General features: G+C 69.6%; 29 protein-coding genes. 15 read left to right on the top strand and 14 right to left on the bottom strand.

The window, feature by feature from the left end; all coding sequences use genetic code 11:
- Positions 1-66 precede the first annotated feature (66 nt).
- Entirely contained in the window at positions 67-1,860 is a 1,794-nt protein-coding gene (gene sppA / locus NR810_RS30030; RefSeq protein WP_257457760.1) for a signal peptide peptidase SppA, read from the top strand.
- Positions 1,861-1,939: 79 nt separating this feature from the next.
- Here the strand turns inward: sppA and NR810_RS30025 are convergent, their stop codons facing one another.
- Complete coding sequence (locus tag NR810_RS30025; protein WP_257457753.1) at positions 1,940-2,587, bottom strand: peptidoglycan-binding domain-containing protein; 648 nt, start codon at positions 2,585-2,587, stop codon at positions 1,940-1,942.
- A 239-nt stretch (positions 2,588-2,826) separates the two neighbouring features.
- Between NR810_RS30025 and NR810_RS30020 the strand changes: the two genes are divergently transcribed.
- Genes NR810_RS30020 through NR810_RS30010 form a run of 3 tightly spaced genes read left to right on the top strand, consistent with a single transcriptional unit; the run spans position 2,827 to position 5,193 of the window.
- A complete protein-coding gene (locus NR810_RS30020) occupies positions 2,827-4,497 on the top strand; it encodes a putative zinc-binding metallopeptidase (RefSeq protein ID WP_257457752.1) in 1,671 nt (556 codons plus the stop codon).
- Between the two features lie 37 nt (positions 4,498-4,534).
- Positions 4,535-4,777, top strand: coding sequence for a hypothetical protein (locus tag NR810_RS30015; RefSeq protein ID WP_257457751.1), 243 nt, complete (start codon positions 4,535-4,537; stop codon positions 4,775-4,777).
- A 29-nt stretch (positions 4,778-4,806) separates the two neighbouring features.
- Positions 4,807-5,193: a hypothetical protein gene (locus NR810_RS30010; RefSeq protein WP_257457750.1), complete on the top strand. Its 387-nt coding sequence runs from the start codon at positions 4,807-4,809 to the stop codon at positions 5,191-5,193.
- Between the two features lie 9 nt (positions 5,194-5,202).
- Here NR810_RS30010 and NR810_RS30005 read toward each other — a convergent pair whose 3' ends face one another.
- The 4 genes from NR810_RS30005 to NR810_RS29990 all read right to left on the bottom strand — a co-directional run bounded on the left by NR810_RS30005 (position 5,203) and on the right by NR810_RS29990 (position 8,594).
- Positions 5,203-5,736, bottom strand: coding sequence for a GNAT family N-acetyltransferase (locus tag NR810_RS30005; protein WP_257457748.1), 534 nt, complete (start codon positions 5,734-5,736; stop codon positions 5,203-5,205).
- A gap of 71 nt (positions 5,737-5,807) precedes the next feature.
- The gene (locus tag NR810_RS30000; RefSeq protein WP_257457747.1) at positions 5,808-6,410 is read right to left on the bottom strand and encodes a short chain dehydrogenase; all 603 of its coding nucleotides are present in this window, start codon (positions 6,408-6,410) and stop codon (positions 5,808-5,810) included.
- A gap of 141 nt (positions 6,411-6,551) precedes the next feature.
- Complete coding sequence (locus NR810_RS29995; RefSeq protein WP_257457746.1) at positions 6,552-7,373, bottom strand: alpha/beta fold hydrolase; 822 nt, start codon at positions 7,371-7,373, stop codon at positions 6,552-6,554.
- Positions 7,374-7,511: 138 nt separating this feature from the next.
- On the bottom strand, positions 7,512-8,594 hold the full coding sequence (locus NR810_RS29990) for a hypothetical protein (protein WP_257457744.1): 1,083 nt from the start codon (positions 8,592-8,594) through the stop codon (positions 7,512-7,514).
- Positions 8,595-8,887: 293 nt separating this feature from the next.
- Between NR810_RS29990 and NR810_RS29985 the strand changes: the two genes are divergently transcribed.
- A complete protein-coding gene (locus NR810_RS29985; RefSeq protein WP_257457742.1) occupies positions 8,888-9,997 on the top strand; it encodes a GspE/PulE/PilB domain-containing protein in 1,110 nt (369 codons plus the stop codon).
- On the opposite strand, the gene NR810_RS29980 is transcribed toward NR810_RS29985, so the two are convergent.
- From NR810_RS29980 to rpmH, 8 genes are all read right to left on the bottom strand, one after another.
- Positions 9,962-10,546, bottom strand: a complete 585-nt coding sequence (locus NR810_RS29980; RefSeq protein ID WP_257457913.1) for a Uma2 family endonuclease — start codon at positions 10,544-10,546, stop codon at positions 9,962-9,964. The two genes, NR810_RS29985 and NR810_RS29980, sit on opposite strands and share 36 nt — an antisense overlap.
- Before the next feature lie 94 nt (positions 10,547-10,640).
- Positions 10,641-12,062 (bottom strand): tRNA modification GTPase, encoded by a 1,422-nt coding sequence (locus NR810_RS29975; RefSeq protein WP_257457739.1) that lies wholly within the window; start codon positions 12,060-12,062, stop codon positions 10,641-10,643.
- 102 nt (positions 12,063-12,164) lie between these two features.
- Positions 12,165-12,395: a hypothetical protein gene (locus NR810_RS29970; RefSeq protein ID WP_257457738.1), complete on the bottom strand. Its 231-nt coding sequence runs from the start codon at positions 12,393-12,395 to the stop codon at positions 12,165-12,167.
- 33 nt (positions 12,396-12,428) lie between these two features.
- Complete coding sequence (locus NR810_RS29965) at positions 12,429-13,232, bottom strand: KH domain-containing protein (protein WP_257457737.1); 804 nt, start codon at positions 13,230-13,232, stop codon at positions 12,429-12,431.
- Positions 13,229-15,070 (bottom strand): membrane protein insertase YidC, encoded by a 1,842-nt coding sequence (gene yidC / locus NR810_RS29960; protein WP_257457736.1) that lies wholly within the window; start codon positions 15,068-15,070, stop codon positions 13,229-13,231. The genes NR810_RS29965 and yidC overlap by 4 nt, the downstream gene beginning before the upstream one ends.
- 13 nt (positions 15,071-15,083) lie before the next feature.
- A complete protein-coding gene (yidD, locus tag NR810_RS29955) occupies positions 15,084-15,302 on the bottom strand; it encodes a membrane protein insertion efficiency factor YidD (RefSeq protein WP_257457732.1) in 219 nt (72 codons plus the stop codon).
- Positions 15,299-15,700: a ribonuclease P protein component gene (rnpA, locus tag NR810_RS29950; RefSeq protein WP_257457731.1), complete on the bottom strand. Its 402-nt coding sequence runs from the start codon at positions 15,698-15,700 to the stop codon at positions 15,299-15,301. Before rnpA ends, yidD begins: the two co-directional genes overlap by 4 nt.
- 13 nt (positions 15,701-15,713) lie before the next feature.
- Complete coding sequence (gene rpmH / locus NR810_RS29945) at positions 15,714-15,866, bottom strand: 50S ribosomal protein L34 (protein ID WP_002621386.1); 153 nt, start codon at positions 15,864-15,866, stop codon at positions 15,714-15,716.
- Between the two features lie 370 nt (positions 15,867-16,236).
- Between rpmH and dnaA the strand changes: the two genes are divergently transcribed.
- From dnaA to NR810_RS29920, 5 genes are all read left to right on the top strand, one after another.
- Complete coding sequence (dnaA, locus tag NR810_RS29940) at positions 16,237-17,592, top strand: chromosomal replication initiator protein DnaA (protein ID WP_257457729.1); 1,356 nt, start codon at positions 16,237-16,239, stop codon at positions 17,590-17,592.
- 250 nt (positions 17,593-17,842) lie between these two features.
- Positions 17,843-18,136, top strand: coding sequence for a hypothetical protein (locus NR810_RS29935; RefSeq protein WP_257457726.1), 294 nt, complete (start codon positions 17,843-17,845; stop codon positions 18,134-18,136).
- Between the two features lie 180 nt (positions 18,137-18,316).
- Positions 18,317-18,943 (top strand): NAD(P)-dependent oxidoreductase, encoded by a 627-nt coding sequence (locus NR810_RS29930; protein ID WP_257457725.1) that lies wholly within the window; start codon positions 18,317-18,319, stop codon positions 18,941-18,943.
- Positions 18,944-18,992: 49 nt separating this feature from the next.
- Positions 18,993-19,889 carry an alpha/beta hydrolase family protein gene (locus tag NR810_RS29925; protein ID WP_257457724.1) on the top strand — a complete coding sequence of 299 codons (897 nt, stop codon included), beginning with the start codon at positions 18,993-18,995 and terminating at the stop codon, positions 19,887-19,889.
- Positions 19,886-20,524: a hypothetical protein gene (locus NR810_RS29920; RefSeq protein WP_257457723.1), complete on the top strand. Its 639-nt coding sequence runs from the start codon at positions 19,886-19,888 to the stop codon at positions 20,522-20,524. Before NR810_RS29925 ends, NR810_RS29920 begins: the two co-directional genes overlap by 4 nt.
- On the opposite strand, the gene NR810_RS29915 is transcribed toward NR810_RS29920, so the two are convergent.
- Entirely contained in the window at positions 20,493-21,005 is a 513-nt protein-coding gene (locus NR810_RS29915) for a secretin and TonB N-terminal domain-containing protein (RefSeq protein ID WP_257457722.1), read from the bottom strand. The genes NR810_RS29920 and NR810_RS29915 overlap by 32 nt on opposite strands.
- Before the next feature lie 198 nt (positions 21,006-21,203).
- Here NR810_RS29915 and NR810_RS29910 point away from each other — a divergent pair, with 198 nt between their 5' ends.
- From NR810_RS29910 to NR810_RS29890, 5 genes are all read left to right on the top strand, one after another.
- On the top strand, positions 21,204-22,022 hold the full coding sequence (locus tag NR810_RS29910) for a hypothetical protein (RefSeq protein WP_257457721.1): 819 nt from the start codon (positions 21,204-21,206) through the stop codon (positions 22,020-22,022).
- Between the two features lie 295 nt (positions 22,023-22,317).
- On the top strand, positions 22,318-22,536 hold the full coding sequence (locus NR810_RS29905) for a hypothetical protein (protein ID WP_257457720.1): 219 nt from the start codon (positions 22,318-22,320) through the stop codon (positions 22,534-22,536).
- 82 nt (positions 22,537-22,618) lie between these two features.
- Positions 22,619-24,190, top strand: coding sequence for a sensor histidine kinase (locus tag NR810_RS29900; protein WP_257457718.1), 1,572 nt, complete (start codon positions 22,619-22,621; stop codon positions 24,188-24,190).
- Positions 24,191-24,306: 116 nt separating this feature from the next.
- Complete coding sequence (locus NR810_RS29895; protein WP_257457714.1) at positions 24,307-25,029, top strand: class I SAM-dependent methyltransferase; 723 nt, start codon at positions 24,307-24,309, stop codon at positions 25,027-25,029.
- Positions 25,030-25,040: 11 nt separating this feature from the next.
- Positions 25,041-26,417 (top strand): sensor histidine kinase, encoded by a 1,377-nt coding sequence (locus NR810_RS29890; protein ID WP_257457713.1) that lies wholly within the window; start codon positions 25,041-25,043, stop codon positions 26,415-26,417.
- The last annotated feature ends 111 nt before the right edge of the window (positions 26,418-26,528 follow it).

The following is a 26,528-nucleotide window of genomic DNA, read 5'->3' as shown; positions in this document are numbered from 1 at the left end:
GGTTCGTGTTGGGAGACAGGTGGTAGTAAGCCTTCCGCATACACGCAGGTATCAGGAGCCTCGCGCATGAAACGCTTCATCATCGGTTCGCTCGCGGCAGTGGGCGCGCTGAGCCTTCTCTTCTTTGGAGCCGTGGTGGGGCTCGCCATCCTGGGGGCGGCGAGCAAGCCGGGGGTGCCGTCGGGCCCGATGGTGTTGGAGCTGGAGCTGGACGAGCCGCTGGTGGAGTACCTGCCGGAGGACTCGCTGGCGAGCGCGTTCGGGCAGGAGCGGATGACGGTGCGGGACGTGGTGGACGCGCTGGAGAAGGCGGGGGGTGACGAGCGGGTGAAGGCGCTGGTGGTGCGGCTCAACGGCACCCCGGGGAGCACGGCGGTGGTGCAGGAGCTGAGGGACGCGGTGAAGGCGTTCCGGGCGAAGGGGAAGAAGGCGGTGGCGTACGCGGACACCTTCGGTGAGGGAGGGAGCGGGACGGGGGCGTACTACCTGGCGTCGGCGTTCGACGAAATCTACCTCCAGCCCTCGGGGGACGTGTCGGTGGTGGGGGCGGCCATCGAGACGCCGTTCGCGCGCGAGGCGTTCGCGAAGCTGGGGGTGAAGCCGAGGATTGGACAGCGCTACGAGTACAAGAACGCGGTGAACACGTACACGGAGCAGACGTACACGCCGGAGCACCGTGAGGCGACGGAGCGGTTCCTGACGAGCATGTTCGGGCAGATGGTGAAGGGGGTGGCGGAGGACCGGAAGCTGAGCGAGGAGCAGGTGAAGGCGGCGATCGACGCGGCGCCGCTGTTGGGGAAGGCGGCGGTGGAGGCGAAGCTGGTGGACGGGCTGATGTACCGCGACGAGGTGTACGCGAAGGTGAAGGAGGAGGCGGGGAAGGAGGCGCGGCTGCTGTACCTGGAGAAGTACCTGGAGAGGGCGGGGAGGCCGAACACGACGGGGCCGACGGTGGCGCTCATCTACGGGGCGGGAGGGATTGCGCGGGGCAAGAGCTCGACGAACCCCATGTCGGGAGAGGTGACGATGGGGAGCGAGTCGGTGGCGGCGGCGTTCCGGAAGGCGGCGGAGGACGACAAGGTGAAGGCGATCATCTTCCGGGTGGACAGCCCGGGAGGGAGCTACGTGGCGAGCGACACGGTGAGGCGGGAGGTGCAGAGGGCGAGGGAGAAGGGCAAGCCGGTGATCGTGACGATGGGGACGTACGCGGCGAGCGGTGGGTATTTCGTGTCGATGGACGCGGACAAGATTGTCGCGCAGCCGGGGACGCTGACGGGGAGCATCGGGGTGTTCGGGGGGAAGATGGTGACGGCGGACCTGTGGGAGAAGCTGGGGGTGAACTGGGAGCCGTTGGGGGTGGGGAAGAACGCGACGATGTACAGCACGGATCTGGACTTCACGCCGGAGCAGCTGGCGAAGAACGACGCGTTCCTGGACCGTGTGTACGAGGACTTCACGGCGAAGGCGGCGGAGGGGAGGAAGATGCCGGTGGAGAAGCTGCGCGAGGTGGCGAAGGGGCGGGTGTGGACGGGGGAGGACGCGAAGGAGAGGGGGCTGGTGGACGAGCTGGGTGGGTACGCGGTGGCGCTGAAGCTGGCGAAGGAAGCGGCGAAGCTGGAGGGTGGGGTGAAGGTGGAGACGTTCCCGCGAAAGAAGAGCCCGGCGGAGGTGCTGTCGGAGCTGCTGGGCCAGCAGAAGGAGGAGAGCAGCGACGACGAGGGGACGGGAGTGAAGGTGACGGCGCCGTGGGAGCCGGTGTTGGAGCAGACGCGAGCGCTGTACCAGCTGGGGGTGAAGCTGGGGGTGGTGAGCGAGAAGCGTCAAGTGCTGTCGGCGCCGGTGCCCGACACCACCTGGTAGCCCTCAAGCCCAAACAACCCCTCTCCCTCTGGGAGAGGGCTGGGGTGAGGGAAGAAGAGGGTGAGCTGCCCGTGCACCCTCACAAGCCCAGCTTCGAGAAGGCGGCGCGAGTCAGCGGCCCATAGAAGCCGGTGGACGGGACACCGTGACGGGCCTGGAACTTCTTGAGAGCGAGCTCGGTCTGAGGGCCGAAGATGCCGGGGCCGGTGTTCACCTGAGCCTGAGTCATGTGACCCAGCTTGACCAGGGCGGCCTGGAGCTTCTGCACGTCGGGGCCCTTGGAGCCGCGCTTGAGGTTGCGTGCGGGTAGCGTTTTGGGAGGAGGACGGCGCGAGGGGGGAGGAGGCGGCGGGGTCACCCCACGGGCCCAGCCCCAGTGGCGGGTGTCGCTGCGAGCCGAGGCGCGAATGCTGATATGACAATGATGGGTGTGCGGATTGCTGCCGCGGTAGGGGCGCCACCCGCGCCCATCCCTGGAATTGATGCGCTTGTTCCAGATGACGTAGGTGACGCGGCTGTCGTTCAACGCGTGCCTGGCGATCTCATCACCGGTGGCGCCCGATGCCGGATCATGGGTGATGTCGACGGCGTTGCCGACGTTATGGTCAGACTTCGTCTTCTGGTGGCGAACGTCGCCCATGATGCCGTCGGAAGCCTTCTTGCGCTTGGGCCAACGCGCGTTGGCGTCCTTGAGGGCCTGTCGAGCCGCGGGGGCGGGAGTAGCCATGGGAGCCTCCTATGGGTTTTCCCAGAAGGAGAGGAGTGGGCGGGAATGTGAGCCGCGGGCGGCCGCTCTCATGGCGGCTGAGCGGACGGATGGCGGGCGCTTCAGGGAGAGCCCTCCTGGGGCGCGCGCCGAGGGGCGCCGGGGGTTCACTCCGAGTCACCGTTGGCGCTACAATGCGCGCTCGCTCGAGCCCCGGAGACGCCGGATCCCCGCGCACCCGGGCGAGCCTGGAGCCCTGTATGGTCAGCCGAATCGGTGGAGCAGGCAGTGGTCCCCAACGTCCCTCGGGAATCGACGAGGGGCCACAGCAGCCCAAGAAGGCGCAGGACGCGGCGAAGCCCGCGCCCACGACGGGCACCGAGTCTTCCAGTGGAAGCAACCGCGCCGAGAACCGGGTGGCCCAGAGTACCTTCGAGGGCACCGCGCCCGCGAAGCCCAGGCCGCAGGGTCCGGACGAGTCGGCGGCCATCCAGAAGGATCCGAAGTTCAAACGTCTGGATGACGGGCTGGAGAAGGAAATCCTCGCGCGGATGGAGAAGCTCAAGGGCAACCCCATCGCCCAGGACAACCTGTCCGACCTGGTGAAGAGCGACGGATTCTCCCAGTTGAGCCTCACGCACCAGAGGCAGATGCTCGAGACGCTGGACAAGGCCCCGAGCAATCGCCAGCTGGCGCACGGGTTGAGGGACCTCGCGGGGGATGCCAGCTTCCGCAAGCTCAACTCGGACACGAGCACGCAGCTGCTCGGCGCGCTGGGCCGGCACCCCAATGACGTCAACGCCCAGAAGAACCTCACCGCGCTCGCGCTGAGCCCGGGGTTTGGCCAGCTCAACGCCGCGCACCAGAAGCAGGCGCTCGCGGCGCTGGACCGGGCGCCCGCCGACGCGAAGCTGCTGCAGGACGTCCAGGGGCTCACGGGCAGCGACAAGTTCCGCAACCTCAACGACGCGGTGAAGTCCACGGCGCTCGAGCAGCTCGCCCTGCACCCCAAGGACGACCCGGCCCGGAACACGCTCGTGCAACTGGCCGGCTCGCCCGGCTTCCAGGGACTGGCCGACGCCGACAAGCAGAAGCTCCTGCGCTACGTGGGGGGCACCAACGTGGAGATCTCCACGCCCGCGCGCCGGGGGCTGGACACGCTGCTGAGCTCGGACGCCTACAAGAAGGCCGATGCCGCCGGGCAGCGGACGCAGCTCCAGCAGTTCCTCACCGACCAGCCGGCGACTCCGGGCCTGGTGGATACGCCGGCCGGAAGCTTCGACACCAAGCGCCTGCCGTACAAGCTCAATGGCCCCTCGGACGTGAAGGACTTCGACTTCCGCTCGGGCAAGGCGGACGCCATCAAGTACGAGGTGGAGGTCGACGGGAAGAAGATCCCCGTCTACATGCCGAAGACGCCGGACAAGTCCGCGGGGGTGATTCACAGCATCGACGAGGTGGCCAAGGGGCTGGCGGCGCTGCCGGCCTCGAGCCGCGCGCTGGTGAAGCAGGTGGTGGTGGACGGCAAGCAGAACCCGGACGACGCCTACTGGGCCAGGACGTACAACGATCCCAACTTCCGCTCGTACATGACGGCGGGAGCGGAGGGGAGCATCACCGTCTACCCGAGCCAGACGAAGATGACGCAGGACTATCTCGACGGGACGATGATCCACGAGACGGGCCACACGCTGTCGATGCAGAAGTGGGGGAGCCAGGACAGCGACAAGCGCTGGGACGACTGGAAGGCGGCGGCGAAGAGCGACGGGCTGGTGGCGTCGGGGTACGCGAAGGCGTCGCCGGGCGAGGACTTCGCGGAGACGCTACTCATCTACCAACAGGCGAAGGGAACGCCCCGCGAGGCCGAGTTCCGGGCGATGATGCCGGAGAGATTCAAGATCATCGACGAGCTGCTCGCCGGGAAGCGGTGAGAGTGTGGAGAGCGCGGAAGGAAGAGGAGCCCAGCCCATGAGCGAGCCCAAGCACCCTGGAAGCATCCAGTACATCGACGGCAAGACGCAGCAGGTGACGCAGACGGTGAACGTGTCGGAAGTGCCGGCCAACCTGCGATTCGCGGAGACGCCCGAGGGCCTGGTGCCCGTGGTGAAGGTGGTGGCGCACCAGGAGGGAAACCAGCGCATCATCCGCGAGTACGGCCCGGAGGGGCAGTTCCTCCGCTCGACGGTGCAGGTACGGCCGCCGTCGAGGTGAGCGCGTCGGCTCCAGAACGGAGGCGCCATGTGCGCCCGCGGCCGATCCGGGTGCTGCTCGCGAGCCTCGTGCTGGCGGCCTCCGGAGGCGCGGGGTGCGCACGGTCGCGGGCGGCGGGCCCCCAGGTGGAGCCGGGCACGTACAACGGCCGGCCCGAGCGTTACGTGGGCCTGCTGCAGTTGCAGGTGCGGGAGGACGGGAAGGGGACGTTCCTCAACGTGGTCTCCGCACACCTGCCACCGGTGGAGCTGGAGCGCCGCGAGGTGCGGTTGGAGCCCGGGCCGGAGGGGCGCCTGTGCATGGAGCCGGCGCCGGACTCGGTGGAGAAGTGCCTCACCCGGACCGGGGACGGGGCGCTCGTCGTGGTGACGCGCCCCGAGGGCCACTCCATCCGGCTCGAGCGCATGCCCCGGTAGGACGAGGCGTCACCGTCCCGAGTCGCCGAGCAGCTTGTAGTAGACGACGGTGGGGACCAGGACACCGCCGGCGATCTCCGCGTACTGGGGAATCGAGCCGACGCGAATCCAGCCGAGGGACTGGTAGAGCTGCTCGGAGGGCTCGCCTTCGCGGGTGTCGAGCACGAGGGTGCTCTTCCCGCGAGCCCGGGCCCGAGCCTCCACGGCGCGCATGAGGGCGGCCCCGACGCCCCGGCGGCGGAAGGAGGAATGGACCAACACCTTGGACACCTCGGCGCGGTGACGGGCGTTGGCCTTGTCGGCCTCGACGAGCTGGGCGGTGCCGGCGACCTTGCCATCCACCCAGGCCAGCGCGAGGCCACGCGAGGGTGAGGCGAGCTCGGCCATCACGCCCTGCCAGTAGGCGCGAGCCTCGGCGGCCTCCAGAGGCGGCAGGAAGCCCACGGAGGCCCCGTTGTCCACGGAGTCCCTGAGCAGTTCCACCAGGGCGTCCAGGTGGGACGCGGCTTCAATGGCATCCAGGAAGCGGATTTCCACGTTCACGCGGGCTCTCCCTCTCGAGGCGGTCGAAGTACCCAGCTACCCGGAGCGCGAGAGGAAGAGAAGCCCTCATCTCAAGCGAACTTGCGCGCGTCGAGCACCAGCCCGTTGCCCTTGCCCTCCACGCTCTCCACGTAGGCGCGAGCCACCTGGGCGGCGGGCATGCCCGGCACGCCCTTCATCTTGAGCGCCTCCAGCGTCTCATTCACCCACGGTGGGCTGACGACGTTGATGCGCACCCCGCGCGGCATCTCCAGCGCCGCCGCGCGCGTGAAGCCCTCGAGCGCCGCGTTGACGAGCGCGATGGCGGAGGTGCCCGGCATCGGCTCCTGCGCGAGCACGCCACTGGTGAGGGTGATGGAGCCCCCGTCACGCACGTGCTCGAGCCCGAGCCGCGCGACATTCACCTGGCCCATCAGCTTGTTGCCCAGGCTGAACTGGAAGTCCTCGTCCCCCAGTTGCGTGAGGGGCTTGAAGGCGGCGGAGCCGGTCGCGGAGATGATCGCATCGACGGGACCGACGGACCGGAAGAGCTTGAGCAGCGAGTCCTTCGAGGTGATGTCCACCTGATGGGTGCCACGGCTGCGAGCCGCCTCCAGCACCTCGTGGCGCCCCTTGAGCGCCTGAACGACGGCCTGCCCGATGGTCCCCGTCGCGCCAATCACCAGGATTCGCATGTGCCGCCTCCATGAGCGTACGTTCGCCGCGATACCCCGGGACACGCTGGGTGTGCCCGCATCGCGGCGCAAATCGGCCCCCTGCCTCCCGTGCTGGGTAGGCGAGGAGGCCGGGTCATGCAACGCGCTACTTCAACGCGGTCAGCCCTTGATGAAGGACAGCAGGTCGGCGTTCAGCCGGTCCTTGTGGGTGAAGTACAGGGCGTGCGGCGCACCCGGATACACCTCGAGGCGCGAGCCCGGAATCATCTGGGCCGCGAGCTTGCCGCTGATGTCGAACGGGACGATCTGGTCATCGTCGCCATGGATGACGAGGGTCGGCACCTTGAAGGCCGCCAGGTCCTTGCGGAAGTCGGTCTCGCTGAAGGCGGCGATGCAGTCATGGGTGCCCTTCAACGACGCCATCAGCGCCATGGACAGGGTCCAGGTGAGGAGCCCCTGCGAGACCTTCGCATCCGGGCGGTTGGCCCCGGTGAAGAGCTTGCCGAAGTCGGAGAAGAACTGCGGACGGTCGGCGAGGACGCCGGCGCGGATTCCGTCGAACATGGCCTTCGGCACACCGGCCGTATTCCCCTCCGTCTTGAGCAGGAACGGTGTCACCGCGCCGAGCAGCGCGGCCTTGGAGACGCGGCCAGTGCCATGACGGGCCAGATAGCGCGCGACCTCGCCGCCGCCCATCGAGAAGCCGACGAGGGTGATATCGCGAAGGTCGAGCGAGTTGATCAGCTCCGCCAGGTCATCGGCGAAGTGGTCATAGTCATAACCCTCCCAGGGCTGGCTGGAGCGGCCGAATCCACGGCGGTCATGGGCGATGACGCGATAGCCCCGCTCGGCGAGGAACATCATCTGGTATTCCCACATGTCCGCGTTCAGCGGCCAGCCATGGCTGAAGACGACGGGCCGACCCTTGCCCCAATCCTTGTAATAGAGCTCCACTCCGGACTTCGTCTTCAACGTGGCCATGTCCGATTCCTCTCTTCAAGCGTGGATTGCGCGGGTGCACTGAGCGACGGGGCGACGCGTTTTTCAAGGGTCATGCGTCGATGACGGTCGTCAGTGAACGATGCCGGCCACGAGCTTCAGGGCATTCGCCCCTCCGACTCAGGGCTTCGGGGTCGGCTCCGGGGCCATCCGCTGGTCCATGAGCGTGGCGTTCTCCGCGCCGCCCACGGAGTTGAGGAGGGCCTGGCCGCGTTGGTCGACCAGGCGGGTGAACAGTTGCTGGGCGTAGCCGAAGACGATCGCCCAGGCGATGATCTGCGCGGACGTATCGAGCGCGGACAGGCCGGGGATGAACTGGCCGCGCATGAGGAGCAGCCCGAGGACGGCGGTCAGGGCGCCGGTGGGCAGCTTGAGGAGCGAGAGGGCCAGGGGGACGCTGTAGGGGACGGAGGTGCCCCGGAGCTGCCGCAGGCTCGCGGCGGCGGCCACGGCGGCGGCGGTGAGCCCCACCAGCTCGATGACGAAGTAGTCCGCTCTCGTCGCGAGCTCGGCGAACAGGGGGTCCGGGTCCTCCACGTGTGAGGGGACCGGCTGGCTCGCCGAGGGACAGACGATCTGCCCCTGGGGTTGGAAGCAGATGGGCATGAGCTTCGGGTTGGCGGCCATGAGGATTCCGAGCCCGACAGCGAGCAGCGTGAGACAGGCGGTGACGCCGTACACGATGTTGCGGAAGCTGCGCACGCGCACCTGCTCCTGCTCCTGCGCCGCCAGGGCGGCCTCGACGGCGGTGGCCACGGTCTCGCGCTTCGGCTCGGTCAGCAGGGAAGAGGCGTGCGGGGCTTGTAGCAACTCCTCGACCGCCACCCGGCGCGGATCCTGGGCGGGGAGATGCTCCCGGATGATGGCGATGAGCTCGGGCAACCGTGCCTCCAGGTCTCCGAGCGGCATGTACCGCAGCATCAGGCATTGCGCCGCGTGGAGGCTGGTCTCGATGGTGTCGATGAACACGCCGCTCCGGCCCCAGGGGGAGCGCTTCTGGTGGACGGCCCGGGCGGCACGGCCGAGATGTTCGCGCGCATCCCTGGCCAGCTCCGCCGCGTTGACGGCCGCGTTCGGGCGCAGCGCCATCTCCTGGCAGAGCGCCTTCAGCTCCTCGATGCGGGTCAGCGCCCGCTGCCCCCACGGCCAGGCCCCCATCCGCAAAGGGGTGGCCGACTCCAGAGAACCCGCGGTGGTGTCCATGATCGCCCCCAGGCTCAAACGTGAGCAGCCGTGCATGGGCCGTGGAGGGACGGGCGGACGGAAGCCCGTCCCCTCACGAGGACCCCGGACGTCCAGAACCCGACGGGGACCGCCTCCCATCTCCAGACCAACCAGACAGGCCCTCGAAAGCAGACGGGAAATGGCGCTCACAAGAAAGCAGGTGGCGCGAAGGCGGAAGACACGAGACGTGAAAATGTCCTACAGGGGTGGACGCCGATCGACCGGGTCCGGGGGGGACCGAGCGTTGCAGCGGCACGCGAGGGGGCCAGCCAATGAGGACGAAGAAGCGACTGGGAGAAATCCTGTTGGAGATGGGGGCGGTGGACGAGCTGCAATTGCAGTCGGCGCTGGCCTACCAACGCAAGTGGGGCGTGCCGCTGGGGCAGGTGGTGGTGGACCTGCGCTTCTGCTCGGTGGAGCAGGTGCTGGGAGCGCTGGCGCAGCAGACGGGGGTGCCCGCGGTGGCGCTGGACGCGGAGGTGCTGGAGCCGGGCCTGGCGAAGCTGCTGCCGCGGCGGCTGGCGGAGATGCACCGGGTGGTGCCGCTGAAGCTGGAGGGCCCGAGGGACACGGTGCTGGTGGTGGCGATCGCCGCGCCGGCGAGCATGCACTCGCTGGACGCGGTGCGCAGCGTGACGCGCAAGCTGCGCGTGGTGCCGAGGCTGGCGACGGACGCGGCCATCTCGCGGGCCATCTCCCGGCTCTACCCGGAGGAGGGGGAGACGGCGAGGCGTCCGGAGCAGGAGGCCATCTCGCTGCCCGAGGCGGACGCGGACATGCAGCTGAACCAGGCGTGCATGGCGTCGCTGACGGAGGGGGGACACTTCGACGCGGAGCCGCTCTTCGCGGCGCGCACCATCGTGCTGCCGGACCTGAACCCGCACCAGGAGGCGCTGGAGCTGCCGCTGCTGGAGCCGCTGGACGTGGAGGAGCTGGCGGAGCTGTTGGAGCTGACGGAGCAGGTGGAGCCGGAGGCGAGGGACACGGCGGGCGCGGTGCTCATCTACGGCTGGGGAGCGGCGGCGGCGGCGGGGCTGGTGAAGGTGCTGGGGGAGGCGGGCTTCGTGGCGGGCATGGCGAGCACGGAAGAGGTGCTGGCGGCGCACGAGAGCGCGGTGGTGCTGGCGCCGCTGCCGTCGCTGGAGGCGCTGGAGCGGCGGCCGAGGGCGCAGCTGCTGGTGGCGGGCAAGGTGCCGGAGCAGGACGTGCTGAAGGCGCAGGCGCTGGGAGCGCGCGGCTTCCTGGCGGCGCCCCTGGACACGGACCTGATGCTGCGGGCGGTGCGGCGGCTGGTGCGCACGGCGGAAGAGGCGCCCCGGCTGCTCGTGGCGAGCCAGGGCGCCGCCTCAGCGCACCACCTCCAGGTGCGGCTCGCAGGGTAGCCACAGCGAGGTGAGCTCCAGGGGGAGCGAGGAGAAGGGCTCGGCGCGGACGATGGCCTCGCCCTCGAAGGAGTCGACGAGGAGCCAGCCGCGCTTGACGCGCTGGAAGACCTCGAGCGTGCGGGCGGAGGGGTCCACGAGCCACACGTGCGAGACGCCGGCGCGAGCATAGGCCGGGAGCTTGCGGGTGCGGTCGAGCGCGGCGGTGGAGGGCGCGAGGACCTCGCAGATCCAATCGGGCGCGAGCGTGAGGAAGGGCTCCTCGGGAGCGGGGGCTTCCGAGAGCCTGTCACGGCGCCAGCCGGCGAGGTCCGGCACGAGCACATCGCGGCCGAGGCGCAGCTCGGGAGCGCGGAGGAAGCACCAGCGCCCGGACCCACCGCGCCGGGGATCGAGCCGTTCACCGAGCTCCACGCCCAACATGAAGGCGGCACGGGCCTGACCTGGCGCCGGCCGGGGCGAAGCCACCAGTTCCTCGTCGAGGATCTCTCCCACCCATCCCATGGGCAGCGCCTCGAGAGCCGAGTACGCCGCCTGGCTGTTGCACATCGAAATCACCCTATCCTCCTCCGGCTCGGGTGAGCCGGGCAGGGGAGGCATTCTAGGGAGGGGTCTGACATCCCCCTGGGAAGGGAGGAGGTGTCTACTTTCCGATGCAGAAGCGCTGGAAGATGGCGTCGAGGAGAGCCTCGGAGACGGAGGTGCCGGAGATTTCGCCGAGGGCCTCGAGGGCGAGACCGAGCTCACCGGAGACGACCTCGAGGGAGGAGAAGCGGCAGGCGAGCTGAGCGCGGGAGAGGGAGTCCGCGGTCCGCCGGAGGGCATCGGCGTGACGTTCGGAGACGAGGGCGACGGCGGAGGGAGAACCGCCGTCCCACAAGTGGGAGAGGACAGCGGAGCGAAGGTCCTCCACGCCCTGACCCGTGAGGCCACTGACCGGCAGACCTCCCCTCTCCCTCCGGGAGAGGGACGGGGTGAGGGTACGTGAGCCGTGAGTCGAGCCCGAGTCAATCCCCTCTCCCTCTGGGAGAGGGCCAGGGTGAGGGTCTACGCCGAAAACCACGTCACACTTGCCCGAGACACGAAGAACGGGAGTCGGGCCCGCCTCGAGCAACCACTGTCGAGCCTCGGCCGCACTGGAACCAGGAGGAAGCACGAGAACAGCGAGGTCCACGGCGGCGAGCACCTCGCGGGTGCGAGCGATGCCCAGGGCCTCGATGCGGCCCGGGGCGTCACGAAGACCGGCGGTATCGAGCAGGGAGATACCGAGCCCGTCCCACTCGACGCGGGCCTCCAGGACATCGCGAGTCGTCCCGGGCTCGTCATCGACGAGAGCGCGCTCCTCGCCGACGAGCCGGTTGAACAGGGTGGACTTGCCGGCATTCACGGGCCCGTAGAGGGCGACCCTGGCCCCGCGGCGCACGAGCCGGCCGCGACCCACCTCGGCCAGCAGGGCATCGGCGGAGGCGCGCAGCTGCGCGACGCGGAGCTCGGCACCCTCATCGGCGCCCTCGGCCTCCTCGGGGAAGTTCAACACGCCTTCCAGGTCGGCATGAAGCGAGCGCAGGGGCTCCTCCAAGGCACGAACCCGAGCGGTCAGCGCGCCCACGAGGCCGGCGGCGGCGGCGCGGACGGCGGCCTCGGAGTCAGCGGCGACGAGGTCGGCGACGGCCTCGGCGCGGGTGAGATCGATGCGGCCATTGAGGAACGCGCGGCGGGTGAACTCACCGGGCCCGGCGAGGCGGACGGAGGGGTGCTCGAGGGCACGAGCGAGCAACATGCGCAGGAGCCTGGGGCTGCCATGGGCCTGGAGCTCGACGACGTCCTCGCCGGTGAAGGAGTGGGGGGCGCGGAAGAACAGGAAGAGGCCCTCGTCGAGCACGGAGCCGGAGGCATCGACGAAGGAGGCGAGGTAGGCGTGGCGGGGCGTGGGAGAAGCGGGGACGCCGGGAGCGAGCAGGCGCCCGGCCTCGAGGGCAGCGGGCCCGGAGAGGCGGAGGATGCCGACGGCACCGGCGGCGGGAGCGGTGGCGAGGGCGGCGAGGGTCGCGGGAGAAGAGCTCATACGTCGGACGTCACGGAAGCGGACCGGACGAGCCCTCGGGCGGAGAGGCCCCCGGCACGACAGCCGCCGGGGCGGCCGTCCCGAAGGGTCCCCCGCGGAAGGTCACTCCCGAGCGCCCTGGACGGGAGTGGAGCCACGGGCGGCGCGCTCGACGGCCTCGCGGTTCTCCTCGATGTACTTCTCGACGGCGGCGTCCTCCAGCTCGAGGTCCCGGAGCACGCCGGGGTACACGAACTTGAAGGCAGGGGAGTCCTCGTCCCCGCGCAACCGGAAGCTCATCTTCACCACGGCCGCGCCGTACAGCTTGTCCTTGAGCGACTTGGCCTTGCCCATTGCATGCCCTTTCTCGGTGGACCGCGAGGGACTTCAGCCCTCGAGGTCATCCTCGTCATCGTCTTCCGGCAGCATGCTCCGCTTGGGGAGCGGAGCGGGCTTTGCCGGGGTGAACACGACGCGCCGGTTGCGGCCCTCGCCCTCGCAAGAGACCTTCACCCCCGGAACGCCCTCTACCGCCTTCATGACGCGCGCGCGGTCTTCTTGTTTCACTGTAACGAGGGCGTAGAAGCGGCCGAGCGAGGCCGACTTCTCGGCGAGCTTGCGAGCCACCTCGCGCAGAGCGGGGTCCTCGGCCACCTCCAGGGTGCGCTCGTCGGACTCGGACTGGCGGGCCGGGGCGGCCGGGGCCTTCTCCTGGCGCGTGGCCGGGGCCTGGGCCCGGGCGGGAGCCTTCTCCTGCCTGGGGGCCTGGGCCTGGGCCCTCGGCTGCGGAGCCGGCTGGGGCTGCTGAGCCGGAGCCGCCGGAGCCGGAGCCGCCGGAGCCTGCGCGGCGGCCTGCTCGCGCTTCAACCGCTCGCTGCGAGGCTCCGGGTGGATGCCCGCGCCCACGAGCACGAAGCGCCGCTCGGTGCCGGGGCGGTGGAGCATCTTGTTGAGGAGGAACTGCATCGAGTCCACCACCTGGCTGCGCCTGCCGGGCTCCACGCCGGGGGGAGGCTCTCCCTGGAAGTGGAGGGCGACGGAGAGACTGCCGTCGCTGGCGTCCTTGAAGTCGATGCGGGCGGGGAAGCCCATCAACCCGAGGATGTCGGTGAGGAGCCGCTCCACGCGGGCGCGGAAGTCCGAGCCATTGCCGGCCGGGGAGGGGGCCTCGGGTGGCTGCACGTCGCTCACTTGCGCTTGCCTCCAGCGGTGGCCGTGGCCGTGCCCGCCGGCAGTCCGCCGTCACCGCCGCCGCGCTTCTCCAACCACTTCCTCAGGCCGTACTGCTGGGCGATGGAGAGGATGTTGTTGGTGAAGATGTAGAGGGCGAGACCGGCGGGGTAGTTGAGCAGCGTGAGGGTGAAGATGATGGGGACGAACCAGGTCATGATCTTCGCCTGGGTGGGGTCGCCCATCTGCGGCTGGAGCTTCTGGGTGATGATCATGCTGACGCCCAGGGCGAGCGGCAGCAGGTAGGTGGGATCCTTGTAGGTGAGGTCGCGCCAGACGGGGCCGAAGAAGGGCTCCTGGTAGATGTCGTAGCTGTTGCGCAGGGCGGTGAAGAGGGCGAACCAGACGGGCATCTGGATGAGCATCGGGAGGCAGCCGCCGAGCGGGTTCACCTTGGCCTCCTGATAGAGCTTCATCATCTCCATGTTCTGGCGCTCGCGGTCGTCCGCGTACTTCTTGCGCAGTTCCTCGACGCGGGGCTGGAGCTTCTTCATGGCCTCCATGCTGACCATGGAGCGGTGGGTGAGGGGCAGCAGCAGCGTCTTCACCAGGACGGTGAGGAGGATGATGGCCACGCCCCAGTTGCCGGTGAGGTTGTGGAAGAACTTCATCACCGTGACGAGCAGCTTGGCGATGGCGGCCCACCAGCCGTAGTCGACCGTCTCCCCGAGCTGCGGGTTGGTGGCGACGCTGGCGAGGCCCGCGGTCTGGCGCAGCGCCTGGCCGGGGACGACGTCGAGCAGCTCCGGCTCCTTGGGTCCGAAGTAGCCACCGAAGCGGTACGTCACCGTCTGGCCGGGGCCGGCGGTGAGGGGGAAGCTGGCGACGACGGCGCGCGTCTCCGGGGTGCCCACCAGCGAGCAGCGGCCCTGCGTGGCCCCATCCAGCGGGTAGAGCGCGGAGAGGAAGTACTGCTGGTCGATGCCGAAGAAGTGCACCGGGCCGCGCAGCGTCTCGTCATCCGGCGGGCTCTGGTCCGGCCCCAGCTTGTGCTTCTCCTCGCCCACGTGGCACGAGGCGTAGCTGAGGTTGCCCACGCCGCCGAAGAAGGACGGGGCGTGCTCGGACTCGGGGTTGATGGCGCGGTTGTAGTGCACCGACAGCTCGCCGGTGAGCGGCTGGGCCGAGGTGTTCTTCACCTGGACGGTGTAGGCCAACTCGAAGCCCTCCTTGGGCCACACGAGCGTCTTGGTGACTTCCCACGGCCCCTGGCGCGCGGTGAAGGTGACGCGGCCGTCGCCACTGTCCTCGGACACGGCGTAGCGGGTGTCGGCCGGCAGGGCGGAGGGGCCGTCGATGGAGACGGCGAGCGGCAGGGGCTGGCCCGCCACGGGCTGCGCCAGGTTCATCTGCGGCGGCGGAGACACCTCGCCGCCGAAGAGCAGCTTGTAGCCCTCGGCGAGCGAGAGGTGCTGCTGCTCGCGCATCTTCTCGCCCTGGAGCACGGCCGAGGTCAGGCCCGCGCCCTGCGAGGAGAAGGTGTAGTGCGCCGACTCACGCCGGGAGTCCAGGGTGCGCACCGGCGGGGGCGGCGTGCCCTCCGCGTTGGCCACCGCGGTGCCTCCGGCGGACTCACCGGACGGCGGCGGCGTGGCGGTCCCCGCCGAGGGAGCGGCGGTGCCCCCATCCGCGACGGCCGCCACCTGCCCTCCGTCCTGGGCACCCGCCTCGGGCGGCGGCCCCTTGGGCGCGAAGAAGAAGGTGTAGGCGAAGGTGAGCACCATCGCGAGGGCGAGGGCTGTCAGGAGTCGCCGCTGCGAGTCGGCCGAGTTGGGCGAGAGCGGATCGAGATCGTTCATAGGGAGAGGGCGTTCAAGGCACCGGGTCGAAGCCGCCCGGATGGAAGGGCTGGCAACGCAGCAGGCGCCAGAGGATGAGGCGGAGGCCCCGGAGGGCGCCGTGCTTCTGGAGGGCCTCCAGGGCGTACACGGAGCAGGTGGGATGGAAGCGGCAGGCCGGTGGCAACAACGGCGAGAGGAACCGCTTGTAGAGGCGGATGGGGAGCGCGAGCAGGTAGGCGAGCGGGCTCATCGGGCGGACTCCCGGGGGCCTGACGGAAACAGCCTCTGCAGCTTGCGGGTGACTCCATCGAAGGCCCGCGACATCTCCGGGAAGGAGGCGTCCTTGGCGGACTGGCGCACGACCAGGACTACGTCCACACCCGGAGGCCATTGCGCCCGACGCTTGCGGAAGAGCTCGCGCAGGAGCCGACGCAGGCGGGCACGCACCACGGCATTGCCCACCTTGCTGGAGACGGTGAGGCCCACGCGGGAGTACGGCTTGCCGTTGGGCCTGGCGAGCCCCAGGAGGCAGTCGGAAGGAATCTTCTGACCGCCCTCCTGGACCTCGAGGAACTCGCGCCGCCGGAGCAGGCGGATGGCCTTGGGGAAGCGCTCGTCGCGAGCTGGCGCCTGGCCCTCGGCCGTCACGAGCGAGTCCCGGCTACTTCTTGTAAGCGGACACCACGAGGCGCTTGCGGCCCTTGGCGCGGCGGCGGCTGAGCACGTCCTGGCCCGCCCGGGTGGAGTTGCGCTTGCGGAACCCGTGAGTGCGGTTGCGCTTGATCTTCGACGGCTGGTAGGTGCGCTTGGACACGGCTGAACTCCTGGGACAACGGGGTGTTCGCCCGGGAGGCGGGCACCCTTATCCACGAGACTGAGGAAGGCGGCGCTCGTAACCCGATCTCCCACCCAAGTCAATGTCGGATCACTCCCGGGGGTGCGGAGCTGACGGTCCGTCCCGGTTTTGCGCCCCACACCCGGGGTGAAACGGGGAGGAGGTGGGTGACGGGGGCGAGAACCGGCGGGAGGGGGTGGAGGATTCCGCGCCGGGGTTGCGATCAGAAGGGGGGCCGTAGGGGTGCGGAATCGCTGGGTTTGGGGCGGCAAACTTGATCGCCCTGGGGGGGGCTGTTAGCACGGACGGCCCCCTGCCTGGCGGTTCGCCAGCGCACCGGAGGCCATTCGTGAACGCGCTCGCCCGACCCCTGACCCACACGCCAAGTGCCGAGAATCTCTGGGAGCGGATGCTCGACTGCCTGAGGCAGGACAAGCGGGACTATGCCCTGGGGTGGATCGGACGGATGCAGCCGCTGGAGGTCCGCGAGGGCGTGCTGGTGCTGGGCGTGCCGGACCGGTTCTACCGGGACTGGGTGGACGACCACTACCGGGCGTTGATGGAAGCGACGTTGGCGAAGGTGACGGACGAGGCGACGTCGCTGGCGTACGAGGTGGTGGAGGGGCTGGCCCCGGCGCCGACGCTGCAGCCCGCACCACAGGTCAAGAGCCAGGGAGGGACGAGGCCGCCGCGGTTGAACGCGCGCTTCACGTTCCAGAGCTTCGTGGTGGCGGACAGCAACCAGCTGGCGGCGGCGGCGGCGCACGCGGTGGCCGAGAGCCCGGGCCGGGCCTACAACCCGCTCTACGTGTATGGAGGGACGGGGCTGGGCAAGACGCACCTGCTGCACGCCATCGGCAATAAAATCTGGGAGAGGGATCCGACGCAGCGGGTGGTGTACCTGTCGAGCGAGCAGTTCACGAACGAGTACATCGAGAGCGTGCGGGAGCAGCGGATGCCGGAGTTCCGGAGGAAGTTCCGGGACGAGTGCGACGTGCTGCTGATCGACGACGTGCAGTTCCTGGGACGGAAGGAAGAGACGCAGCGGGAGTTCTTCCACACGTTCAACACGCTGCACGAGCTGGGCAAGGCCATCATCCTGACGAGCGACATGGTGCCGGCGGAGGTGCCCGGGCTGGAGGAGCGGCTGAGGAGCCGGTTCAGCATGGGGCTGATCACGGACATCCAGGAGCCGAGCTTCGAGACGCGGGTGGCGATCCTTCAGAAGAAGGCGGCGCTGGAAGGTCTGGATCTACCGGACGAGGTGGCGCACTTCATCGCGAGGGCGATCCAGAAGAACGTGAGGGAGCTGGAGGGGGCGCTGGTGAAGGTGAGCGCGATCCACTCGCTGTCGAGACAACCGGTGACGGTGGACTTCGTGTCGCACGTGCTGAAGGACGTGCTGCCGACGAGACAGGTGGTGGACGTGGAGAGCATCCAGCGCGAGGTGGCGCGGTACTACAAGGTGCCGGTGGAGGCGCTGAAGGAGGACCGGAGACACAAGGCGCTCGCGCACGCCCGGCAGGTGGCGATGTACCTGAGCCGGAAGCTGACGAAGGGTTCGTTCCCGGAGATCGCGGCGAGGTTCAACAAGGACCACTCGACGGTGATTTCGGCGGTGCGCAAGGTGGAGAAGCTGCGCGAGACGGACACGGCGGTGAAGCGGGAGCTGGACGAGCTGGAGTCCAAGCTGACCGGCGAGTAGTGCGAACCCACGAAGCACCTCCAATCCCAACCCCAACCACCCCCTCTCCCTCCGGGAGAGGGACGGGGTGAGGGTATCGAACCCAATCAGGTTGGATCCGAGAAAGCCCCCTCTCCCTCTGGGAGAGGGCTGGGGTGAGGGTCTGTCCGAGGAAGTAGAGCCCGCGAGCACCTGACCCATGCAGTGACTTGACGCGTGGTGACCTTTTGAGTCACCCTACGCAAGAAGTCACCACGGAAGGAGAGTGTCGATGGAGAATTCCACGTTGGTGTTCACGGGCACGAACGAGCAGAACCTGACGCCGGGAGAACAGCGGCTCCAGGCGCTATTGGACCAGCGATTGGATCGCGTGAACCAGCAGCTCAAGGATCTAGCACGCATGGTGGAGTTGGAGGCAGCCAAGAGCGAGGAGCGAGACCGCCAGCTGGCCAACGAAATCCAGCATCTCCGGTTGGAGGTCCAGGAGCGGGATACGCAGCTCCGAGGGACCATGGACAGACGGGTAACCATGCTTCGCAAAGAACTCTGCGAGCGTTTCGACTAGCACGGCGACACGTCGAGTCCCCCATCCGCCTGAGCCCGGAACACCCTTCTCAAATCCCGGGAAGAACCTCCTCCCGCCGCCCTTCCTGCCCGTGAGCCCTCTCGTGACACACAGCGTGCGGACATCCTGGCACCGGGGACGATATACCCCGGCCCCGGCTTGTACGGAGGAGAGACACCCATGCGGTTGACGGTCTTCGGAGCGACGGGGCGGGTCGGGCACACGCTGGTGCACGACGCGCTGGGGCAGGGGCACGAGGTGACGGCGTACGTGAGAGATCCGCAGCGGCTGGGGCTCAAGCACGGGCGACTTCACGTGCGCAAGGGACGCATGGAGGATGTCACCGCCGTGGCCGAGGCCGTCCGCGGCGCGGAGGTGGTGGTGAGCGCGCTGGGCGCTCGGGACGTGACGCACCCCGTGACGATGGTGACCGAGGCCATGCGCACCCTCGTTTCGGCCATGAAGACCGAGGGCGTTCAACGGCTCGTCACCGTGGGCGCGGCCGGACTGCTGCCCCACCCGGCCGGTGGGCTCACCGGAGAGCACGGCCTGCCCCCGTTCCTGCGTCATGCCTTCGAGGATCACCGGGGCGCGCTCCAGGTCCTTCAGGAGAGCGGACTGGACTGGGTGATCGTGTGCCCGCCCGTCATGCCCAGCGGCGTGAAGACGGGCAAGTACCGCACCGCCGTCGAGGCCCTCCCCACCGGAGGCCGTCAGGTGTACGCCGAGGACGTGGCCGACTTCACCCTCAAGGCGGCCACCGGCAACGAGCTCCACCGGGTCCGCGTGGGCATCGTGGGCGACTGACCCGGGAGCGTGGCGAACCACGGGGCCGGGCCTTACACAGGGCCCACCCATGCGCCTCCCCGCCAGTCCCACGCGGGACATCCTCCTCTTCGTCCCGCTCTTCCTTGGGCTCGTCCTCGCCGGCTGCGCGCTCCCCGCGCCCCAGTCCGGCCAGCTCCTCCGCTCCGAGCCCACCCCCATCGCCGAAGCCCTCTTCCAGGTGCGCGCCCGCCACACGGACCTCGTCCCCGTGCGCGTGGTGTTCCCCTCGGATGCGCAGGGCCGCCCCGCCCGGCCCATCGACGGCTCCCGGCTGCCCGCGCTCGTCTTCATCCACGGCGGCCTCGTCCCGCCCGAGGACTACCTCTGGCTCGCCGAGGCCCTCGCCTCCCGGGGCTTCGTCGTCGCGCTGCCCTCCCACCCGTTGGAGCTCGCCCTGTCCGCCCCCGACAACGGCCGCTTCGCCCGGGAGCTCCTCGTCTCTCCCCCCGAGGACTCCCTCCTCCAGGGCCTCGTGGACCCCGCCCGCATCGCCGTGGCCGGCCACTCCCTCGGAGGCGTCGTCGCCAGCACGCTCGCGCTCGATGGGGGCTTCGCCGCGCTCGCCCTCTTCGCCAGCTACCCCAACCCCGCCGACGCCCCCCGTGTCCCCTCGCTCGCGGTGCCCTCACTCTCCCTGGCCGGTGAGCTCGACTGCACGGCCCCGCTCCCCCGCGTCCGCGACGAGGCCTCCCGTCTCCCCACTCCCTCCGTGTTCGCCGTGCTCCAGGGCGTCACCCACTACCAGTTCACCGTCAGCGACCAGAAGGACGTGACCGGCGGTTGCACCCCCGCGGTGCCGCTCGACGCCGCCCACGAGCGCATCACCGAGGTGCTCTCGCGCTTCCTCCTCGCCGCCCTCGCGGGACGGGGCACCGGCGCCGACGACATCCGCCAGGTCCCCGGCACGGAGGTGACCGTCCGATGAAGGCCCTCGTCTTCTCCACCGTGTTGCTGCTCGCCTCCGTGGCCGCCGCCGAGGCCCCCATCCTCACCGCCCGGAGCCGCGTGGATGACTCGCGCCTCTCGCTGTTCGCGGGCCCCCAGGGTGTTGGCGTGGGCTTCCTCCTCCCCCGGGCCCCCGAACCCGGCGTGCGCCCCACCGCGTTCGGCGGCGAATTCTTCGTCCACCCGGGCAGCGGCGTGCTGGAGCTGCGCGGCGCGGGCCAGTGGCGGCTCGGCTCGGGCGAGGGCTCCTTCTCCGCCTCGGCGCAGCTCGGCCTCACCGCCTATGGTGTGGTGCGCGGCCCGGCCGACGCGGGGCTCGGCCCTCACGGGGGACTCTTCGTGGGCCTCGGGGGCCCGCGCCTCGAGGGGTTCCTCGGCGCCCAGGCCGGAGCCGAGGCCTTCCTCCGCACCGGCGGCCCCCGCTTCCCCCTGCGCGCGGTGCTCGGCGGGCACGGACGGCTGGGGCCCCTGGGCCTCACCCTCACCGCGCGCGCCGGCGTGGACCTGGAGCACGGCCTGTCTCCCACCTGGCGCGGCGACGTGCTGCTCTCGCTCGACTGGTACGGCCGCTTCTCCCCGGCCGCTACGGAAGCCTCGGCGCCTCCACGTCCGTGATGATGAGCGTGTTGGTGCGCGCGTCCACGCTCACGCTGCCCCGCGGCGACAGCACCGCCTTCACGTGGGGCACCAGGTCCGACGCCTTCGCGTAGTTGACGGGGACGAGGAAGGTGCGCAGCGGGGCCGACTCCTCCCGGGCCTGCTTCAGCTTCACGTGCGCCTCGGCCTCCTCCTGGAGCGTCTTCAGCGGCGCCACCCGCAGGATGTTGCCCCGCTGCTCCATGCCCAGCCCGTGCGAGGCCAGCACCACCTCGAGCGCCTCCGTCCACGGCACGTTGCGCAGCGTGAGCGTCACCGTCCCCCGCACCTCCTCGGACACCACCAGGTTCTTGCGCCCCACGTCCGCGAGCATCCGCAACACGTCGTGAATGTTGGCCCGCGTCACGTCCAACGAGATGCGCCGCGCTTGCTTCGACGCGGCCAGGGCAGGCGTGGCGGCGAGCGCCAGCGCCAGGAGCACGACTCGGGCATGCCTCATGGGAGATCCTCCGGCGGAACGGACGAGCCAGTGTAACCCAGCGTCCTCACGTCCTCACCCGCGCCTCGGGCCTCCGAGGTGGGGCCCGGCCCCACATGTAGGCACAGAATCCTTGTGGCCGATATCCAACGCGTGGGGTCCAGGGTACTGGAACGGGAAGAACTGCCCAACGGAACCTCCCGCTCCGACCCGACGACCATGAACTTCCGAGCTCCCTCGCTCCGTCAGACGCTGCTGTCCGCCGCCGCCGTGTCGCTCGCAGCCTGCGGGGGAGAGGGCGCCTCGCTGAGCTTCTCCGTCTACGAGGCCCAGGCCCAGGCCGCCAGCGTCCACGTCCAGGCCGACCATCGCCCCATCTACCCCACGCCCACGTTCCTCTCCAGCGACGGCGTCACCTTCACGCTCACCGAGGCCCGCATCCACCTCAAGGACATCCGCCTGGACCTGCCCCAGGGGACGAAGTGCGGCGATGTGCGCGGCCTGCTGGCGGGCGCCACCTGCAAGGGCGGTGAGTCCGGCAGCGGCTCGGGCACCGTGGTCATCCCCGGTCCCATCATCGTGGACCTGATGACGGGCGCCACCCTGCCGGACCTGGCCACGCTGCGCCTGCCCGCGGGCACCTACAAGCGCATCGACTTCCGCCTCGAGGAGGCCAAGGAAGGCGAGGTCGCCGCCACCGAGCCCCTCGTGGGCTACAGCATGCTCGTGAAGGCCAGCTTCACCCAGGACTCCACGCCCTCCACCCTGGAGCTCAAGCTCAGGTTCAGCGAGGACGCGCGCTTCGAGTCCGCCACGGGCGTGGAGGTGGGCGCCAATGACACGCTGCTCGCGCTGCTCGAGCCCCATGCGTGGCTCGAGGGCCTGCCCGTGGCCGCGTGCCTCCAGCAGGGCGACCTGGAGATGAGCAGCGACGTCCTGCGCGTCGACGCGCGCGCCAGGGGCGACTGCAGCGGCGCCGAGGAGACCGTGAAGAGCAACATCAAGAACAGCGGAGAGTTGCGCAAGTCCAAGAACTAGCCCGAACCGTCAATCCACCCGGGACGCGAGCCCCACTTCTCCCAGCATCTCGCGCCCTGGTGGATTGCCGGCCCGCACACGGGGGTTGCCTCCCACCGTGGCTCGGGCCCGGCCCCCTCCGGGACCTCCACCCCGGAGGGGGCTGTGCGGATGACGGCCCCACCCCGTCCGTCCCTCGTGCCGTTCGCCGTGCGCCCCCGCCTGGAGCAGCCGTGCGGGCTGGCGTCGCTTGTGGCCCCGGTGTCCCGGCCCCACCCTCGAAGGAGACGATTCCCCATCCACCCGAGAGGAAGCCATGGCCGACAAGAATTGGGGCAACTGCAAGGGCTGTCGTTACTTCGCCAGCCACCATGCCAACCCGGACGACACCGAGGTGGCCCGCTGCATGGAGCCGGATTTGCGCAAATTCGACCTCCAGGTGTCCGGCATGAGCGGTTGTAGCGAGTTCGAGGCCCGCACCGGCATCTCCGACGGCGTCTACATGGAGCCCGACGCCGCGCCCACGATGCACTGAGCCCCGAGGACTGGCCGCCTGTCCACGGGACGGGCGCCACGCCGGGGAAAAAAGCATCGGAGCACCAAAGATCGATACGGGTATGCTGCATCACATGGCCTTGTCGCCGATGGACCTCTCCGACCGGGCAGGCACGGCCCTGCCCTCCGGACTGGGCCCCGCCGTTCTCCTGGATGCCATCCAGGCGCTCGTGCTGGTGCTCGACCCGAAGGGGTGCATCGTCCACCTCAACCAGCTGGGGGAGCAGGTCCTCGGGCGCTCCAGCCTCGAGGCGCGGGGCCTGCGTCTGGAGGAGCTCGTCACGCCAGGGTTGGAGCAGGAGCCGGAGCGCCAGGCGCTCGCGCGGCTGGTGGAAGGCCCCCATCCCGCCCGCCACGACGGCCTCTGGCACAACACCCGCGAGGGCCAGCGCCGGTTGATTGAATGGAGCACCTCGCGGCTCGACTCCGGGGAGGCCGCCGGCTACCTCATCCTCACCGGCGTGGAGGTGACGGGGCGCGCGCAGGCGCTGCACGAGCAGGTGGAGTTCTTCCAGAAGCTCATCGACAGCATCCCCAACCCCATCTTCCACAAGACGCTGGATGGGCGTTACCGCGGCTGCAACCGCGCCTTCCTGGAGATGCACGGCAAGGAGCGCGAGGACATCGTCGGCAAGTCCGTCTGGGAGATGGCCCCGCCCGAGCTCGCCGCGCGCTACGCCGCCAAGGATCAGGAGCTCTTCGACCGCCCCGGCATCCAGACGTACGAGTCCCAGGTGCGCTTCGGCTCCGGCGAGGTGCACGACGTCATCTTCTACAAGGCCACGTACACCGACGCGCGCGGGCAGCCGGCGGGGCTGGTGGGCATCGTCCTGGACATCACCGACCGCAAGCGCGCCGAGGCGGCGCTGGCCCGAGCCCACGACGAGCTGGAGGTGCGCGTGCGCGAGCGCACCGCGGAGCTGCAGAAGCTCAAGGACGCCGCGGTGGCCGCCGACCGCACCAAGACCGAGTTCCTCAACATCGCCTCACACGAGCTGCGCACGCCCCTGACGTCGCTGCACCTGGTGCTCACCCAGGCCCGGCGCCAGCTGGAGGCGCACCAGCCCGTCTCGGACGTCACGCTCATCTCGCGCATGGAGCGCTACACGGGGCGCCTCACCCGGCTGGCGAATGATCTGCTGGACGCCTCGCGGCTGGAGCGGGGCCAGCTGCACATCCGCACGCGGCCGGTGGACCTGCGCTCCCTGGTGGCCGACGTGGCCGAGGACTTCCGCCAGCAGCACCCGCAGCGTCCGCTGGAGGTGCAGCTGCTCGAGAGCGTCGCCTGGGTGAGCGCGGACAGGGATCGCATCGAACAGGTGCTCGGCAACTTCCTCGACAACGCGATGAAGTACACCCCGGCCGAGGCCCGCGTGGCCGTGGGGCTCGCGCAGTGGGACGGCGCCTTCCGTGTCTCCGTCTCCGACGAGGGCCCGGGGATTTCCCCCGAGGAGCAGGGCCTGCTCTTCCAGCGCTTCAACCGGCTGTCCTCCTCCGTGCACCAGCCCGGCCTGGGCCTGGGCCTGTACATCTCGCGCGAAATCATCGCGCGCCACGGCGGCACCCTCGGCGTGCACGACCACGCGGGCCGCCCCGGCATCACCTTCTTCTTCCAGCTGCCCCGCTCCCGCTGAACGTCCGCTACCGCACGTCCCAAGTGCCCGGGATTATCTAGCGCTACAGCATTTCTACACTCTCAGCGAACAAGAATCACGCGCACGAGACGACCTGGAGTAGACCAGGGGATCTCATGTTCCACCCCAAGGGACCGAGCCTCGTGGAGCTCGTGCAGCAGGGCCTGAGCTCGGTGGAGCGCGGGTATGACCTGCTGGCGCCCAAGTTCGAGTACACGCCGTTCCGCACGCCGGACGCGCTGCTGAAGGCGAGCCTGGAGCTGGCGGGGAGTCCTGGGAGCGTGGGGAGCGGGCTGGACGTGTGCTGCGGGACGGGGGCGGCGATGCGCTACCTGAAGCCGCTGTGCCGCGAGCGGGTGGTGGGGTTGGACCTGAGCCAGGGGATGCTGGACGAGGCGGGGCGGCTGCTGGCGGACGTGCCGGGAGAGGCGCGGGTGGAGCTGGTGCGGGGCGACGCGTTGGAGATGCCCTGGCGCGAGGAGTTCGATCTGGTGACGAGCTTCGGGGCCTTCGGACACGTGCTGGAGGAGGACGAGCCGAGGCTGGTGGCGGGCATCCACCGGGCGCTGAGACCGGGAGGCCGGTTCGTGTTCGTCACGGGGGAGGAGCCCTCGAGGCTGCGCCCCGGTTACTGGGTGGCGAGGGCCTTCAACGCGGCCATGCGGGTGCGCAACGCGCTCTGGAAGCCACCCTTCGTCATGTACTACCTGACCTTCCTGCTGCCGCGAGCCCGCGCGCTGCTGGAGACCCACGGGTTCACCGTGGACGTGCGGCCGGAAGCGCTGCCCGAGCCCTATGGGCGCTACGGGTTTCGCGTGGTGATCGCCACCCGGCGCTGAGGAAAAGACCCGTGCAGCTCCCGATTCCCTCGCTTCGCCCCATCGACACCCCGGTCCCCGCGGAAGCCGCGAGCACGGAGAGGGAACAACGCCGGCGCAAGAGCCTGGTGTTCGCGGTGGGCATCCTCCTGCTGTACGGCATGGACGTGCTCATCCTGGGACGGACGAGCCTCGAGCTGCTGGTGACGCGGGTGCTGTGGTTCACGCAGTTGATGACCTACATCTGGCTGGTGTGGAAGCTGGACGAGCGCTGGTACCCGATGCTGGCCACGGTCAACAGCGTGCTCACGAGCGCCTTCTTCCTGAGCCTCATTCCGTTCACGGGAGGAATCCAGAGCCCGTACATCAACCTGGTGCCGACGGTGCCGATGATGATGGCGCTCGTGCATCCGCGGCATGTGGGGCCGGTGCTGGGCAGTGGCATCACCACGTCGCTGGGGGTGCTGGGCCTGCTGCTGGCGACGCACGACAGCGTGCCGCACGCACTGGGGTGGGCGAGCATGGTGGGCTCGTCCGCGTTCTTCGCGACGTACGCCTCGGCGCAGCTGCGCAAGGCGCAGACGGCGGAGAGCGCGGCGCGGCTGGAGCGGGCGCGGCGCGAGTCGCTGGAGAAGCTGACGGTGGCCGATCGCTACCGGGCGCAGACGGAGAAGCTGGCGACGGTGGGGCGGCTGGCGGCGAGCGTGATGCATGAAATCAACAACCCGCTGGCGTTCGTGCGCTCGAACCTGGACTTCCTGAGGACGGAGGTGCTGGCGCAGCAGCTGCCGGACGAGACGCGTCAGGAGTTGCAGGAGGTGATGGACGAGACGCGCACGGGGGTGGAGCGGATCCGTCAAATCGTCTCGGACCTGAAGGGCTTCTCGAGGATGGATCAAGAGGATCCCTGCGAGTGCGCGCTGGCGGACGTGGTGACGGACGCGACGAGGCTGGCGGCGGTGAGGCTCAAGCACGTGGCGAAGCTGAAGGTGGAGGTGCCGGCGGAGCTGCCGGAGGTGTTCGCCACGAGGAGGAGACTGGCGCAGGTGCTGTTGAACCTGCTGGTGAACGCGGGGGACGCGCTGGAGGAGGCGAAGGTGCAGGGGGGAGAGGTGACGGTGAGGGGAGTGGCGGAGGGGGGGAAGGTGACGTTGATGGTGGAGGACAACGGACCGGGAATCCCGCCCGAGGTATTGCCGAGGATCTTCGACACGTTCTTCACGACGAAGGGACCGGAGAAGGGAACGGGGCTGGGGCTGTCGATTTCGAAGGAGCTGGTGGAGCGCTTCGGAGGGACGCTGAGAGCGGAGAACCGGCCGGAGGGAGGAGCGCGCCTGTGTCTGGAATTGCCAGTGCACGTGCCCACCTCCCCTCTCCCTCTGGGAGAGGGACGGGGTGAGGGTCTTTGACCCCTCGGGTTGTCTTCGTACCAACTGAGTCAACCCCGGTCCAAGTAGACACACCTACATCCGGCCCCTAGCATCGCGCGCCATGCCGAGTTTCCCGCTCCATGCGCGACT

The organism is Archangium lipolyticum (genome assembly GCF_024623785.1).
Classification (GTDB): Bacteria; Myxococcota; Myxococcia; order Myxococcales; family Myxococcaceae; genus Archangium; species Archangium lipolyticum.
The sequence above is the reverse complement of the archived record's forward strand: the minus strand, read 5'-3'. Positions and strand labels throughout refer to the sequence as shown.